Consider the following 15,822-nt stretch of genomic DNA (forward strand, 5'->3'; position numbering starts at 1 on the left):
ACAAAACTCATCACAGTCACCTTTTCATTCCGGCGAGCAATCTGTTCAATCACGCTTAGGGGTGCGCGATAAAATGGAGCAATTCGGCAAACGGGTCGTTCGTGATCATATGCCTGAACAACATCGAGCATTTTATCAGCAATTGCCCTTTATTTTAATTGGACATGCTGATGATAATGGTTGGCCATGGGCATCTATGTTGTTTGGAGAACCCGGTTTTATGGTGAGCCAAGATGCCAAAACCCTGGAGATACAAAGCACCCCAGTGAAGGGGGATCCACTTGCAGAGTCACTAAAACCCAATTTAAAACTAGGTTTGTTGGGGATTGAACTTACCACACGGCGAAGAAATCGATTGGCTGCAAAAATCAAATCGGTCAGTGAAAATAGTATAAAATTATCAATCGATCAGTCATTTGGCAATTGCCCTCAATATATTCAAATTCGCGAATTAGAAAAAGTTCCAGCTGAAATGATGCCAAAGTCAACTGTTGAAATGCTGAGTAACATTGATCACAGGGCACGCGACCTCATCGAAAACGTCGATACATTTTTTGTGGCCAGCTACCATGATGATGGAAGCGATGCTCCAACAAATGGCGCTGATGTATCTCATCGAGGCGGCAAACCAGGGTTTGTCAGGGTAGATAATGAAACAACATTGACCATCCCTGATTATGCCGGGAATTTTCATTTTAATACTTTTGGCAACTTTATTGAAAACCCAAAAGCAGGGCTGTTGTTTGTCGATTTTGAACATGGCGATTTATTAACACTTACGGGTCATGTCGAATTGATATGGGAATCTGAAGAGATCGAATTTTTTGAAGGTGCACAGCGTTTATGGAAATTTCATATTCATCAGGGGCGACGCATTAATTACGGCTTACCACTACGCTGGAAGCTTAAAGAATATTCCGCTAACACTCTGATGACAGGTACTTGGGGTGAGGCTGTACAACAGCAAAATTTAGTAAACCAACTTGACAGCTGGTTAAGCTATCGTATCAGCAAAATCGTCAGTGAAAGCCCGTCAATTAAATCGGTTTATTTGAGTAGTGATAATGGCGTATTGCCTAAGTTTAAACCCGGTCAGTTTCTCACGATCAAGGCGAATATAGACAAAAAAGAGCAAATTCGTACCTATACATTATCAAATGCACCAGCCGACCCCGAATATCGTCTCAGTGTCAAAATAGAACAGACAGCATCAAGTATTCCTGATGGCGTTTTTTCTAACTACATTCACAATACGCTTCAAGTAGGGGATATAATTTCTGCCAAAGCTCCGAGAGGCAGCTTTGTCTTCGATAGTGATAAATTGCGCCCAGCAGTATTGTTAGCCGGAGGTGTTGGTATCACACCGATGATTTCCATGGCACGGGACGCTCTCCATACTGGGGTTAGAACACGCTCAATAAGGCCGATGAGTATTTTTGTTTCAACTAAAAATATGGCGCAGCGTGCATTCTTCGATGAATTGAAAGAAATTTCCCGATTAAGTGGCGGGTATATCAATACCATTTGGGCATTAACTCAAACTGATGAACATGCCACACCGGGGCATGATTTTCACCACAGCGGGCGTATTTCGGCTTCTTTGTTACAGTCAGTATTGCCCTTGGATGACTATGATTATTATATTTGTGGTCCATCAGGGTTCATGCAAAATATGTATGACATGCTGCGCAAGCTAGGTGTTGTTGATAAGCGGATCCACGCTGAAGAGTTTGGACCTGCATCATTAGTTAGAGAAATTGATGTTGCGAGTACTGGCTTCGTGCAAAAACCTCATGCTGCGGCCGCGATAATCGAATTCACACGTTCAAAGGTTGAACAAGCTTGGTCACCGGATGATGGTTCATTATTAGATTTTTCTGAAAATCATGGGTTTACACCAGAATATGGTTGTCGAAGCGGCCAGTGTGGAGCTTGTAAAGTTACGTTATCTGAGGGGAGCGTGTGTTATCAAACGGAGCATTCTTTTCCTCTTGAAGGCAATGAAGTATTGTTATGCTGTGCTGTGCCGGCAGCGGAGGAAGGCCAAGATGTGGTGAAGATAAGTTTGGATATGTAAGTAATATTGATACAAAAAAGCAAAATTATCCGATTAGGCAAAAAACGTATGGTTTCGAATCTAAGGTATTAATTTTATAAACAAAAGTTGGCTCTCTCTATTGTTAAATTAGGTTTTTCATTCGAGTCAACATATCGGATTTTTTTATCAAGCACGACTAAAGTCAAACGATACTTTGATGGTGCTTGGTATTTTTTAGAATTATTCATGCCAATAGAGAGACTTCTTTCCTTCTATTAGGCGTTGCTGACTTGTTATTGTATCAATCAAAAAGTTACGACAAGCTCTTACTCTTGCGGTACTTTTCAAATCTATATGGCTTAACACCCAAACTCCCCAATCGGTGTTTGTTAATGGAATGTCTAAACGCCTTAAAACCGTTTCCGAATCGGCAACGTAACATGGCAAACGTGCAATTCCGACATCATTTCTAACTAGTTCCATCATTGTCATTACATCTCCAGTGCGAGTAATAGAGGCGGCGTTTGGAAAGTGCTGTGTTACCCAATGAGAGTTTACATCTTGACGCCATAAGATTATGCGTTGCTGTGAAACCTTCTGTTCTAAATATGACTCGCTGGCATAAATACCGTGGGCGAGGGTAGCAATTTTTTTACCTACTAAATATTCCGGTGGATTTGGGCTGATCCTCAATGCAATGTCGGCTTCTCTGCTGTTTAGATCAACAAGTCCGGCAGAAGAAATTAACTCAAGTTCAATGGAAGGATATTGAACAATAAACGTATTTAGTTTTGGTATAATTAAACGAGTAAACAGATCATAAGAAGAAGCTAATTTGAGTGATCCACTAAGCTGTTGATCCATGCCAAATACTTCGCGATCAGCTTTGAGTATTTTTTCTTCAACGGAGACAGCATAAGGCAGCAGATTTTCTCCCACTTGTGTCAACAGATAACCGGAAGGTGTTCTATCAAATAGCCGACTGCCTAGTTGTTCTTCAAGAGCGGCAATACGCCTTGCCACAGTAGTATGTTTGACATTTAAGTTTCGGCCGGCACCACTAACTGATTGATTCCTCACCAGTGCTAAGAAATATCGTAAATCGTCCCAGTTCATTATTGAGCTTCCAAAACAGGTTAATATTATTCAGTGCTAAATTGCACATCGATAGTGCAATAATAAGTATTATAGCTAATTAATGCACGAGTTATTATACCCCTGAGAGCTTATTGCAGAATGTGTAGTAAGTAAATCTTATTGAATCTATCGAAAATTAAGGAATTAAAACATGCCACACATTAGAATTACTGCTCAACAAGGCACTTTTAATACTGCCAACCAGGATAACTTCGTCAAAGAAATCACCAATGCTGTTTTGATAGCAGAAAATGCGGATCCTAAAGACCCTGCAGCACTGTCATTAGCCTGGGTTTATTTTAATGAGCGAGCGAAAGATTCTGTTTATATAGGTAATGAACACCTTGATACAGCGCCGATCGTGATCCAAGTTACCACACCAGCGGGTTCGCTCGACCAAGCGAGTCGAAATAAGCTTGAAGTTAACATTAATAGCATCATCAATGACTACATTGGTAATTACGAAAATCGGTTAAACCATTGGCTGCTGATGGATGAAATTGAAGAAGGCGGATGGGCAAGTGCCGGAATTATTTTTAGTATTAGTGACGTTAAAAGTGCCATGAACATCTCTCAATAGTAAGTGGTTACCACCTAGGTTAAGAGGACTGAGTAATGAGTAAAAATGTTGTTATCACCGGCGCCAATCGTGGTATTGGTTTGGCATTATCTAAACGATATTTGGCATTAGGCTACAATGTTTTTTCCGTATGCCGTAACACCTCTTCGGAATTAATGGCGCTTAAAGGAATCAAAGTGTTAAGCGGCATAGATGTAACAAATGTCGAAGACCTCAAGCTATTTCATGAGCAGTTGAGCCATCTAAGAATTGATTTACTGGTGAGCAATGCAGGCATTATGAGTGAGGAGTTTCTTGGGGATGTCGATTACGATAGGGTACTCAGGCAATTTCAAGTGAATGCAATAGCGCCGCTGCGAGTTACTGAGTCTTTGCTTAGTAATTTAAAACAAGGTGCCAAGATTGTTTTCATTTCTAGTCGCATGGGATCGCTATCAGATAATAACTCTGGCGGATCTTATGGTTATCGAATGTCGAAAGCAGCATTGAATGCTGCTGGGGTATCGCTAGCAATGGATCTAAAATCCAGAGGTGTTGCTGTTGGATTGTTACATCCGGGATTTGTTAAAACTGAACTCGTTGACTACAAAGGAAATATGTCTGCAAATGAAGCGGCAAATCTGATTATTCAAAGGATATATGAGCTGAATATGGATAATACCGGAACTTTTTGGCATGCGAATGGTGATATATTAGCTTTTTAATCATTAAATGTTAAGCATCGGCTCTCAATATTAGAGCCGGTGTTTATTTCATCAGTGGTAAGTATTTATTTTCGAATAATGAAGTGATGTGATGTGATTTTTATGAAACTAAAACTGAGCAGAATTTAATGTTTGAGTTGTTGTTAAGAGAATTAGTTAGTATCAAAGATCTGGCGAGTCACTTAAATGAATAAATTCGAAATCCGAGTTGTGTTTTAAGGAATATTTAATGTCATTTGAAAGCTTGTTTACTTTATTCTGTGCAATGGTTATTTTGGCCATCGTACCTGGGCCAGCAGTATTTGCAATTATTGCGCGCTCTTTTTCATCAGGTACTTTGCCAGCGTTTTATATAACTGTTGGTATTGTATTAGGAGATTATGTATTTATTGTCCTTGCTTTATTTGGTTTGTCTGCACTTGCAGAGGTAATGGGAGCTGCATTTTTTATTATTAAATACTTTAGTGCTGCTTATTTAGTTTGGCTTGGAGTTAAACTCTTACGTAAGAGAGAAAACGCAATTGACAATGAGGAATCAAAAGATTCATCTTTAATGTCGAATTTTATATCAGGTCTTTTTATTACGCTCGGAAATCCCAAGGCAATTTTATTTTACGTTGGTTTTTTCCCTGCCTTCATCAATGTTACGGAAGTTACATTTTATGATACAGGGTTAATCATGTTTGCTGCTACATTGGCTTTTGGAAGCGTAAATATGTGTTACTCATTATTAGCAGTAAAAGCTAAAAATTCTTTTAGAAATCCTCATGCATCAAATATTATAAATAAAACTGCGGGGGCTATGATGGTATCAGCCGGATGTATAGTAGCGGCTAAAGCCTAAGCCTAAAGCATAGGTAGTCGCTCAGAAAATTGGCGAGACACAACCTGTGATATTTCGTCCGAGGTGAGTTGAGGACAGTTGATCACCATTGAGCAATGATTCTGTGGCAACCATCAGATAATTAAGGCATTTTTGATATATTTGAGGACATTGCTTTTTGAGTAAATAGTGTAATATATGGATATCACGCATGGTGTCGGAACTAGTGGTTTTTTGGCGAAATTGATTAGATCAGATAGCACCATGCGTGTCTATTAATTTGAATAACAAAAGAATTATCTGGGGATTCCCTAGATTAGGGCGTTAGCATCCAAGGGTGAATATGCATATACCGAGTAAATTTAAGCAGAAAGAGGAAAGTCAGTTAAAAGACCTCATACGTGAATATCCTTTTGCTACATTAATAACACAATCAGAATCGGGTATAGAGGCTACTCATTTTCCAGTTATTCTTAACTGTGTTGAAGGTAAAGATATTATTCAAGCTCATATTGCTAAAGCAAATAAAATATGGAAAATGGTTAAAGAAGGCTCTGAAATATTACTTATTTTTAATGGCCCTAATTGCTATATTTCTCCAAACTATTATCCAACTAAAAAAGAGTCAGGGAAAGCCGTACCAACATGGAATTATGTGGTAGTTCACGTTAAAGGACGAATTTCATTCATTCACGATGAAAAGTGGATTTATAACATGATTGATTCCTTAACCAGCATTCATGAGTTAAACCAAGAGATTCCGTGGTCTATGGCTGATGCGCCTGATACCTTTATAAAGCAAATGTTACCAGCAATCGTGGGGATAGAAATATCTATAGATTCCATTGTAGGTCAATGGAAGTTAAGTCAAAATCAACCTGAAGTTAATAAGTTTGGTGTTGTAAAAGGTCTTGAGTCCCACGAGAATGATGTTTCAAAGTTAGTTAAAAATCAAATGTAAAAGCATGCTATCAAGCTAATTAACAATGAAAAATATTGTTGGCCATTTTCGTTCCTCAAATTTTAGCCAACAATATTTTGCCTGTTATTAGGGTGCTGGGGGAACCCCTCGTAATTTCGGTCTACCTGCAGTATGAATTAGCTTGATATATTCATTTTGGCCCAGTAAATCATCGAAGATTTTAATGTGTATTTAGGGCTTAGGCCTAATAGATGCAAATCACAGCTTAACGGTGACTTACGTGCAAGCTGTGCATTACCTATGTATTTGGCTGTTGAATTGGCTTTTAGGTTGAGTGATTTATTTGATTGCCATGACGTTTGTCCCAGAGGTGAAAAACTCACATCTCCGCGTACTCTACCTAGCCAAAACCAACCATAGCGTTCGATTTCTCTGAACTAGGTGTTGCGATAACCCGCATCGGTTACGATGAGTGGACAGCATCCTTTGGGTAAGACTTTGTCAATCTCAGCAAGATAATCGTTGTGACTACGTGGAGCGTTGCCATCTCAAAGTGTAAGTTCGAACAAAAAAGTACGCTCAAACAACGTCACTGAACGCCTTTGAACACTAATCGTTGCACGAAGTGTCATTGTTCATGCACATCAGAACGATCAACGAGGATAAAGGGCATAGAATTGGAGTGACATAGATATCTTCATCACAGCATAAATATCAATTGAAAATATTTATGTTAATTCAATCATTCGACTTTCGAGCCAATCTTTTCGATGACTAAATTCTTCTCCGGTTAACTGGTCAATGCCGCAAAGGAAAGTTTGCCAAACACGACGATTAGTACAGTGATAAAACCTAGCCGCTTGATCATCAACAATTTGTTTTCGTGCAACAGTCATTCAATTAATCCATGAATTTTAGATTTTTTATATCATGCTCAAAATTATTAGATAAATCAAAAGTAAAAAACGTTGATTAAAGTAAGTGCTGAGCTATTTTGTGTGAGATATTGTCTATTAGTATAGTGTTTTAAAAGTATTTGCAGGGATTGAAATGCTGGTTAAAGTGATTGAACTATCGCAATAAACGGGTATAAAAGGACAAATGAAAAAGGCAAATTGATGGGATTATTTGCCTTTTGTTGGTTTAATACGGCTCAATTTTTAGTGGATTTGAACGCTATCCCAGAAGCAAGTGCTTAAGCTGTGATGGCGTTTTGCGCCAAAATACCTTTAAGAACAACCAATTCACCCGACAGGATTTTTGATTGTGCATTTAAAGCGCCTTCCAGCTGTTCCAGTGGTACCGGTGGAGCGAACAAAGTGAAGGAGTAAATGCTATTATTTTCGTCTACTGACACAACACGTGAGCAAGCTTTGCCAACATTGCCATCAGGGAATTTCATGATCCAGTCAACAACGCCATTGGCTTTGTATGATTCAACGTCCAGAGTAATATCCACTTCACCCATCGGCGTTCTCAGTAAAGCACCTGTTGCAGAAACCGTGGCAAATGCATTGGCCCATGCTGGCAAGTTATGACGATTGGCAATGTAATCAAACGCTTCATTGTGGCCCACAGGTAACTGGATGCTTTGTATATCAAAATTTTTCAATGGAATAACCCTCTCTATAAATAATCAATTAAATGTAAGCCACGCTTTTTCGTGCTTACCCTGATTTAGAGTGAAGGGTGATACGATGTGTGACTAAATATTTTAAAAAATTTAAAATAAATCACCCAATCATCGTCTCATCGTTACCTTTTACCGCCGTCTCAGCCCCGACTAATTGGCAATTTCATTGACGGTAGTTTTTAACCATTGGGAAAAACTGTCATTGATTGGCACCACCGGTTGCGCCCGATAGATTGCCGCCGCCCGTCTGGCCTGCTGTAACTCAGCCACTTTTTCCAGGGCTTTGCCGCGTTGGGGATCTTGCTGGTATTTGTCAGAGAAGATCAGGTTCTCAGGGTCAATCCGTTTTAATTTCACCGCCGTTGTCACTCTTTTGCTACAACGACAGTTATTCTCTTCATTGGCCCAACCACAATGATTTTGCATAAATTCACTGATGGTATTTCTGGCCCTGGACAGCCGCTTACGATAAGCAGCAGCAGGCATATCGAGCAGTGCGCTGGCTTCGGCGTGATCTAACTCCAGGATTTCACCTAAAATATAGCTGAGCCGTGAAACTCGATCCAAACACTGTAACATCGCCAGAGTACAACCCACCCTAAGCTCGTCCAAAATCCGTTGATACTCCGGCGTGGAATTTTCATCCTGATGGGCATCTTCTGGGGTATTTGACAGGTCTTCTGACATCATGTCAAAACTGATATGTTGTTCTTTCATGCGCTGTTTCTTTAAGCCAATCAGATGGTTACTGGCAACCCGATAAACCCAGGTGGTAAATTTGGCTTCGCCGCGAAAAGAATGCAGGTGGGTGACCACTTTGAGTAAAATATCCTGGCTGGCATCTTCGGCATCATGGGGGTTCCAAAGAAACTTAACGCAAAGCGCATATACATCGCTTTTTACCTGCTCCAAAACACGATATAACGCGTGCTTGTCTCCTTCCTGGGCTTGCTTAACCAATGACTCTACAACGGCCAACGTGGCGGTATTCATATCTGTAAAACTCCTGTTGGTATTACGAAATGACATTCAATATCGATTCATCGAGAAACCGGTATTTTCAGAATCAAAAAAAACCGGCAATTTCACCAGATTTGAGGGTCCAACAAGAGAGCAAAACGGGCAGTTCGCAAAAAATTCCAACGATTTTCACATTTTTTAAAAAAGCCTAGAAAATAAGAAAGTTGGTCACACCCGCATCCTCATAACACTCCAAATTAGCAAATGGTAATGTCGTATTAATGAGTATTTCAAAAGCACATATGAAATGCGCATCGATATCGGTTGATGCGCGACATATCGTTCAAAAATTCGTTGTTTACCACAATATGAAATCTTGCTGTGCTAAAGCTAGTTAAATATTCCAGAGGGAGAAGCAACTAGCTTGAAAAACACCGCAGCTGAGTTTTCTTAGACTAGCCACTATAGAGAATTAGCGGGACCTAGCAAGAGTTTATTTACGCATGTAGAAAAACTTCAATAAGCAGTGGTGAACCTGGTCCGTTGGTGCTTCGGCTGTTCAGCTTCATCGAGCAGCACTACTGCGAAATCTTCCATGGATATTTGAGATACTCCATTTCTATCAAATATAAGTTCGTTTGAACCTAGTCGGTATTTCCCAGTACGTGTACCCGGAATTAAGACGGCCGGTGGGCTAAGATAAGCCCAGTCGGCATTCTTATCGGCAATGCATATTTCATGCTGGAAAAAACATGCGCGTGCAATATTGATAACCTCTTTTGGAAGAAAATTGGGCGCTGTTAATACGCTTATATCACCCTGACCTGGTAACTTTAGACTCGCTGCACCACCTACGACAAGTAAACGGACATTCGATTTTGCTACTCCAATTAATATTGATTTAGTAATAGGTGCCAGTAAAGCTTCATCACCTGCTGGCGGACGAACAGCGCTGATTACCAGATCCTGGCCTGAGCTTAGTTGGACAACGTCATTTATAATCCCAGCGTCTCCTGTACGCTGGATTACACCTTGCGGCAACATACTAAACTGAGTCGGGTTGCGGACAACGGCGGTGACTTCATGACCACGGTGCAAAGCTTCTGATACCACCCTGCTACCGACTTCTCCAGCTGCTCCAAAAATTGTGATTTTCATTTTTATTTCTCCTCGATTGTATCTGTTGTAGTTAGTTGTTGATGTTTGGAAGATCTTTGTCAGGAATTACATATAACTAAGGCCTTGCTCTAGAAATAACCAACCAATAGCCACTGCCGTTATTGGACTGAGGAAGCCCAGCATCGAGACAGAAGCTGGTTCAAGTCGAGACAAACCTCTAAACCAAAGTAGGTAAGTCAATGCCGAACCAACAAGACCGAGATAAATAAACCCCAGCAGGTTGTTTTGAGTAAGGGCTGGTAATGCAGGCTCAAACCACATAGCCGCAGGTAATAGTAATAGGCCGCCGGCGACAAGCTGCCAACTGGTAAATGTTAATAGTGATACCTGTGGCTGCCAGCGACGACTAAGTACAGTTCCCAGACCCATAGAAAGGGCGCCAACCAGACCGGCTGCTAGACCCACTGGGTCAAGAGACGCTTGTGGTGTGAGGATCAAGATTCCTATACCGCATATACCTATAACTGCGGCTACTAGAGCCAGAGGACGTATTGAAGTTCCCAAAAAAAAGCGGGCAAGAATTATCACTATCAATGGTTGGATTGCGCCCACAGTAGCAGCGATGCCACCAGGTAACCGATAGGCGGATTCAAACAACATCCACCAGAAAATAGAAAAATTCAGTCCGCCAAGCAGCAAAATTTTAAGCCACCAGTTTCCTGATGGTAGCTGACGAACCACCAGTAGCAGCAGAAGCCACACCGGTAGCCCACGTAACATGGCAACGGTTAATGGATATCCAGCAGGTAAGTATTCCGTGGTTATCAGGTAGCTACTGCCCCAAATTACAGGTGATATCGAAGTTATTAATAAGTTGGCATTACGCGTCATGATAATTTTCGGTTCTAATATCTTGACGTCAAGATATCATAGTTAATCTTGACGTCAAGATACATTTGTGTAATTATTTGTCATATGGATAGAGTAGATAAAATTATTGAACAGTGGAATCGAGAGCGACCAGACCTCGATGTTAGCTCGATGGGCCTAGTTGGACGTTTTAAGCAAATAACCCAACGCCTAAGTCTTGAAATGGCTAAAACATTCACAGAACATGGCTTAAACCCTGCGAACTTCGACCTACTAGCAACACTACGGCGCGCTGGGCCGCCTTTCGCATTATCCCCCAACGATTTGATAGCCTCCACGATGGTAACGTCCGGCACAATGACCAACAGGATCGACCAATTAGTAAAAGCCGGACTGGTTGAAAGGATACAGAATCCCAATGATCGTCGTAGTATTGTTGTTTCGTTGACCAAGAAGGGTTTCACAATGATAGAGCCAACATTAAAAGCGCAGGTCGCAACACAAAACAGGCTAACCTCTTGTTTGTCAGAGGATGAGAGCAAGAAGCTTAATAACCTGCTTCGCAAGTTATTAATGAGTCTTGAAAATCAATAACCATTAGAGCTGAAGAAGGTTTTTGGCGAAATTGATTAGATAAGATAGCATCATGCATATCTACTGTTTTGAAATTTATGTTGATTACATGTGGGTTCCCTAGGGATGTGCCTACACATTGGGCAACGCAAGAAATGTCATATGAATGTTTTTAAGCTGACAAAATGGCGACAGTGCATATCTCGCGATTTAGTGATAAATGTCAGACGAATATTTGATGATATAGAATCAATCGGCCCATATTCTCTGATAATAATCGAGAGAATGTTAATTTTCAGTTGTATTTTTATTTAAAGAAAAACTAACTAAAACAAAGTTTTAATCCACTCTTTTAATTTTTGAATATTGGTTTCATGGCTGCGCTTTTTTAAATATGAAAAATAATAAGCGTAATTAGGATGACAGTAGGCCGAACTATCTAACAAGATAAGATCTCCTGATTCTAATTCATTTTTGATCAATGTTTTGTCCAATATTGCTATACCTTGTCCTGACAGTGTAGCTTCAAGCATTAATAGCGTATGACTAAGAAATATTACCTTGGGATTAGCAGGTATTGTCATGCCTTTCCAATGAAACCAATTATTCCAGCAATTGACGTTAATTAGGTCAATTAAAGTAGCATTTAAAAGTATTTTCTCAAGGGAGGTGTGCTCGAATGTTGAGTACAATGATTTTGAGCAAACAGGATAATATTTCTCATCATAAATAAATTCACTTCGGTACCTAATATCTTCAATTTTACCTGCTAAAACGACATCTAAGTTTAGCTGAGCCATATTATCCTTTTGAGTAATCATTCTTACTCTTAGGTCTAACTCGGGTAAGTTGCTCTGCCAAATTCCAAGTTTAGTTGTGAATCGTTTTGTTTCGAATGCACTTGATATCCCTATTTTAATAATGTTTTTGTCGTAACCAAGAAGTTCTTTCGAAGCTGTTAACATTTGAGTAAATGCTTGTTCTATCGAGATTGCGTATTCCTTTGCTTCAGGAGTAAGGCTCAATAATTTTCCTTCTTTAATAAATAGCCTACAGCCAAGATCACTCTCTAAGCGCTTTATTTGGTGGCTCACCGCACTAGGTGTTATATGTAACTCATTTGCTGCGTGAGTGAAATTTAGATATCGAGCAGCAACAGTGAATGTATATAGTGATTTAAATGATAATTGATAGAGTGAATTCATGTGAACTATGAGTTTTTATCATGATAGAACAAAATAATATCATTTATTTCTACCTTTGAGCAATTGTTATAGTGAAGCACATTTAAGGATTTGGAGCGAAATACATGACATTTATTCAAAAATCACAAACGAAACAGCCGGTAATGTTAAATTCAGTAATTAAAAAGACTATACTTAAAACTTTATTTATCAGTGCAATATCAAGCTTTAGCGTAATGGCTCAAGATCAAGGTGATTATTTTTGCGGTGCAGACCTTCCCAAAGAGTCATTGTCCATTGAAAGCATCATTCCAGCATTGTACAGAACAGTATCAGGTGATGCAGGCAGTGTAAAAAATTGGTCGTTGTTGAAACAACTTCACTCACCGAACGCAATTATAACGCCATTATTTCATGAAAATGGTTTGCCAACGGCAAAAATTAGCAGTGTTGATGAGTTCATTTCATTAAATGAACAGATATTTAAAGATATAAATTTTTATGAGAAAGAGGTGGCGAGTAAAATTTTTGTCTATGGACACATGGCGACAATATTGAGCCACTATGAATCGAGAGATGATATTAATACCGCACCTTATTCTCAAGGAGTTAATTCTTTTCAGCTACTAAATGATGGAAGACGCTGGTGTGTTATCTCGGTAACGTGGGACAGTGATAAAGGCGGGCATCCTATTGAAATTGGGTTGTTTAAATAGAAAGTGACGAGAGTGTTTTCAGTGGGAATGCCAATTGCTTTAACTTATTATAGGAGTTAGGGCAATTGTCACTCTGTTTCGCTTTAAACATTAGCGCCAGTGGACCCCTTCATGTTCTCGGTCTGCAAGCCGTATGAACCAAAATGATATATTCGTTTAATGCGCATTAAATTGTCAATTATCAAAATTCTCGCTTTTGCTTAGGCTAAAAGTTGATTGATTCGGGTTATTAGGCTGATAAGATACTAAAATTATTAATAATTAAAGTAGTATGAATGTTGAGTTTCGGTGAGCCTCTCAGGATGTTTATCGGAATTATCGCTAATACGTTAACTTACTTAATTACGGAGGATTTATGAACATCAAAAAGTGGATGTGGCAGATCACGACAATATCTGTTGTCTGTGTATTGCTACTTAAACCAGAGTTAGTGTCTTTAGCTTTGTTTGTTGACACTCTTGGGCTTGATATATTCTTATTACTTATTGAAGTACAGATAGTGGCTGTAGGTGGGTATTACTTTCATACTTGGTTTAAGCCGTTATTGATGCCTTTCTATAAATGTTTACTTAAAGCTGACCCATATTTTTTCATCCCAACGAAGGATTCTGTTGGCAAGTACCCGATGATTTTGTGCCATGCAGTCCCTTTTTTGATGTTACTAATTATCGGTGTCACTGTCGCTAAACCAGTGATTGATATGGCATGACTTTAGTTAACAAGCCTCTGAATTGAGGTTTTTCAAGGCTTTCATGCCATTTGCTGAGCAAATCGCCCGTCAGCACTTGGCTCACTTATTAGAGGGGCTTAACCCATAGAAATTTTAATCTGGGACTCATGAGTTAGAATTAATGTTCTAACTAGTAAATATGCCTGGGAGCGCGAATGGTTTATGCCCCAAAGCTTGTTAGTGCAGAGCTTATTGCAAAATGTGTGACCGACTTAGTTGACCAAATATTAGTAATGCCACAAAGTGACAGCATAAATAGTGGCGATTGAGAGTCGCTAAGTGACGCTAAATAGGGATATAAAGATGTGGTCTGATAAAGAATCAAATATTGATTTTCTGAATTTCAATGAAACTGCCGAATCCATCAAAGATCTAATTACTGAAAAAAATCTTATGCCAATAAGTGTTGGTGTGTTTGGTGATTGGGGAGCAGGAAAGTCAACAGTTTTAGAACTAACAAAGTCTGCACTTGCAAACGACAAGGAAGATTATATCCAAGTAAGTTTCGATGCATGGATGTTCCAAGGTTACGACGATGCCAAAGCTGCATTATTGGAGACAATCGCTGCAACACTCGTCAAACGAGCCGAATCAGACAAAAGCTTAAGCGCGAAGGCCAAAGACTTTGCTGGCCGAGTGAACAAGATCAGACTTATGGGGCTTCTAATGGATGCAGGCAGCCTCGCAGCAGGTGTTCCAACATTTGGCGGGTTCCAAAAGCTTTTCGGGATGTTCGGTGGCGGAGAAGACGGTGAGTATGATTTCGATGATGTTAAGAATGGAGTCCAAGGTGCGAAAGAGGTTGCTAACAGAAACAAAGACCTTCTGGGAAAGAAAAAGGATTTCTCTCCGCCTAGAGAAATCAAGGAATTCAGACAAGCATACTCAGATCTTCTTGCCGAGTTCGGTAAGCCACTAATTGTCTACGTTGATAATTTAGACCGTTGCTCGCCCTATAACGCAATTTCAACGCTAGAAGCTATGCGCCTTTTCCTATTTATACCCAACACGGCATTTGTCATTGCTGCCGATGAAGACATGATCCGACTGGCTGTCGGTGAATACCACAAGGGCTCATCTCAACGTCATCAAACTGACTATTTGGATAAACTGATTCAAATACCTATACATGTCCCGCGCCCCGGCACTCTAGAAATTAGAGCCTACTTGTTAATGCTAGTTGCGCTCGATCACGGCATCACGGGGGAACCGCTTGAGGCACTACGACATCAGCTTGAACTCAATCTCAAGATGTCTTGGAAAGAGGAAGCTGTCGCTATCGATGATTTGCTCGAAGGAAAAAAACTTCAGGACGCTCCTGAGCTGAGGAGTAAGTTCGTAGTTGCAGAACAACTTGCGCCACTTTTAGCGGAGTCATCCAACATCAATGGCAACCCGCGAATAGTCAAACGCCTCCTTAACCAAGTCAGAATACGAAGAAAAACAGCCCTTAGACGTGGTATGCAGTTAGATGAAAAAACCATAACTAAGCTGGTGATCTTTGAACGTTGCCTTGGAACAAGAGCTACTAACAAATTCTACGAAATGATTGATTCCGAAAACGGAAAACCGAAGATTTTGGCTGAACTTGAAGCGGAAGGAGCTAACATCGATGAGATCACACTACCTGAAGAGTGGAAGGCCGAGAAAAACTTTCTGGCTAAATGGTCAAAACTAACGCCCAAATTTTCTGAAGTTAACTTGACCCCTGTAATGGTCAAGTATTTCTGGAGAGATTTTAAGCCGCTTTTTTTAACTCATTATATTTTTGATGTGGCGTCTTATAATCTATTGCTGAATGTCTGCGTTTGTAATTGTAGAACTGGATATATT

The 15,822-nt window shown here is 39.9% G+C and carries 15 protein-coding genes and 3 pseudogenes; 9 read left to right on the plus strand and 9 right to left on the minus strand.

All coding sequences use genetic code 11. The annotated features are described in order from the left end of the window. The first annotated feature begins 73 nt into the window (after window positions 1-73). Window positions 74-2,077, plus strand: a complete 2,004-nt coding sequence (locus H5202_RS09875) for a pyridoxamine 5'-phosphate oxidase family protein (RefSeq protein ID WP_336244792.1) — start codon at window positions 74-76, stop codon at window positions 2,075-2,077. A 201-nt stretch (window positions 2,078-2,278) separates the two neighbouring features. Here H5202_RS09875 and H5202_RS09880 read toward each other — a convergent pair whose 3' ends face one another. Continuing rightward, a complete protein-coding gene (locus H5202_RS09880) occupies window positions 2,279-3,154 on the minus strand; it encodes a LysR family transcriptional regulator (protein WP_182771925.1) in 876 nt (291 codons plus the stop codon). Window positions 3,155-3,326: 172 nt separating this feature from the next. On the opposite strand from H5202_RS09880, the gene H5202_RS09885 reads away from it, so the two are divergent. The 3 genes from H5202_RS09885 to H5202_RS09895 all read left to right on the plus strand — a co-directional run bounded on the left by H5202_RS09885 (window position 3,327) and on the right by H5202_RS09895 (window position 5,303). Next, on the plus strand, window positions 3,327-3,755 hold the full coding sequence (locus H5202_RS09885) for a hypothetical protein (RefSeq protein WP_182771926.1): 429 nt from the start codon (window positions 3,327-3,329) through the stop codon (window positions 3,753-3,755). A 35-nt stretch (window positions 3,756-3,790) separates the two neighbouring features. After that, window positions 3,791-4,459: an SDR family oxidoreductase gene (locus H5202_RS09890; RefSeq protein WP_182771927.1), complete on the plus strand. Its 669-nt coding sequence runs from the start codon at window positions 3,791-3,793 to the stop codon at window positions 4,457-4,459. A 229-nt stretch (window positions 4,460-4,688) separates the two neighbouring features. Beyond that, window positions 4,689-5,303: a LysE family translocator gene (locus H5202_RS09895; RefSeq protein ID WP_182771928.1), complete on the plus strand. Its 615-nt coding sequence runs from the start codon at window positions 4,689-4,691 to the stop codon at window positions 5,301-5,303. Window positions 5,304-5,333: 30 nt separating this feature from the next. On the opposite strand, the pseudogene H5202_RS09900 reads toward H5202_RS09895, so the two are convergent. After that, window positions 5,334-5,495 (minus strand): annotated as a pseudogene (locus H5202_RS09900) (IS4 family transposase); the annotation flags it as partial. A 130-nt stretch (window positions 5,496-5,625) separates the two neighbouring features. Here H5202_RS09900 and H5202_RS09905 point away from each other — a divergent pair. Next, on the plus strand, window positions 5,626-6,243 hold the full coding sequence (locus H5202_RS09905; protein ID WP_182771929.1) for an FMN-binding negative transcriptional regulator: 618 nt from the start codon (window positions 5,626-5,628) through the stop codon (window positions 6,241-6,243). A 191-nt stretch (window positions 6,244-6,434) separates the two neighbouring features. Here H5202_RS09905 and H5202_RS09910 read toward each other — a convergent pair. The 6 genes and pseudogenes from H5202_RS09910 to H5202_RS09935 all read right to left on the minus strand — a co-directional run. Continuing rightward, window positions 6,435-6,901: pseudogene (locus tag H5202_RS09910) on the minus strand (IS4 family transposase); the annotation flags it as partial. Window positions 6,902-6,932: 31 nt separating this feature from the next. Beyond that, window positions 6,933-7,100, minus strand: a complete 168-nt coding sequence (locus tag H5202_RS09915; protein WP_182771930.1) for a hypothetical protein — start codon at window positions 7,098-7,100, stop codon at window positions 6,933-6,935. A gap of 299 nt (window positions 7,101-7,399) precedes the next feature. Then, window positions 7,400-7,816: an SRPBCC family protein gene (locus H5202_RS09920; RefSeq protein WP_182771931.1), complete on the minus strand. Its 417-nt coding sequence runs from the start codon at window positions 7,814-7,816 to the stop codon at window positions 7,400-7,402. Between the two features lie 171 nt (window positions 7,817-7,987). Then, window positions 7,988-8,830 carry an RNA polymerase sigma factor gene (locus H5202_RS09925; RefSeq protein WP_182771932.1) on the minus strand — a complete coding sequence of 281 codons (843 nt, stop codon included), beginning with the start codon at window positions 8,828-8,830 and terminating at the stop codon, window positions 7,988-7,990. 483 nt (window positions 8,831-9,313) lie between these two features. Beyond that, window positions 9,314-9,955 carry an NAD(P)-dependent oxidoreductase gene (locus H5202_RS09930; RefSeq protein ID WP_182771933.1) on the minus strand — a complete coding sequence of 214 codons (642 nt, stop codon included), beginning with the start codon at window positions 9,953-9,955 and terminating at the stop codon, window positions 9,314-9,316. 66 nt (window positions 9,956-10,021) lie between these two features. Further along, window positions 10,022-10,807, minus strand: a complete 786-nt coding sequence (locus tag H5202_RS09935; RefSeq protein ID WP_182771934.1) for an EamA family transporter — start codon at window positions 10,805-10,807, stop codon at window positions 10,022-10,024. Window positions 10,808-10,891: 84 nt separating this feature from the next. Between H5202_RS09935 and H5202_RS09940 the strand changes: the two genes are divergently transcribed. Next, entirely contained in the window at window positions 10,892-11,380 is a 489-nt protein-coding gene (locus H5202_RS09940) for a MarR family winged helix-turn-helix transcriptional regulator (protein ID WP_182771935.1), read from the plus strand. Between the two features lie 305 nt (window positions 11,381-11,685). On the opposite strand, the gene H5202_RS09945 is transcribed toward H5202_RS09940, so the two are convergent. Continuing rightward, window positions 11,686-12,564, minus strand: coding sequence for a LysR family transcriptional regulator (locus H5202_RS09945; RefSeq protein WP_182771936.1), 879 nt, complete (start codon window positions 12,562-12,564; stop codon window positions 11,686-11,688). A gap of 104 nt (window positions 12,565-12,668) precedes the next feature. On the opposite strand from H5202_RS09945, the gene H5202_RS09950 reads away from it, so the two are divergent. The 3 genes and pseudogenes from H5202_RS09950 to H5202_RS24235 all read left to right on the plus strand — a co-directional run. Next, complete coding sequence (locus H5202_RS09950) at window positions 12,669-13,259, plus strand: hypothetical protein (protein WP_182771937.1); 591 nt, start codon at window positions 12,669-12,671, stop codon at window positions 13,257-13,259. A 355-nt stretch (window positions 13,260-13,614) separates the two neighbouring features. Next, window positions 13,615-13,968 carry a hypothetical protein gene (locus H5202_RS09955; RefSeq protein ID WP_182771938.1) on the plus strand — a complete coding sequence of 118 codons (354 nt, stop codon included), beginning with the start codon at window positions 13,615-13,617 and terminating at the stop codon, window positions 13,966-13,968. Window positions 13,969-14,382: 414 nt separating this feature from the next. Then, window positions 14,383-15,372, plus strand: a pseudogene (locus H5202_RS24235) (KAP family P-loop NTPase fold protein); the annotation flags it as partial. Window positions 15,373-15,822: the final 450 nt, after the last annotated feature.

The organism is Shewanella sp. SG41-4, assembly GCF_014164505.1.
GTDB lineage: Bacteria > Pseudomonadota > Gammaproteobacteria > Enterobacterales > Shewanellaceae > Shewanella.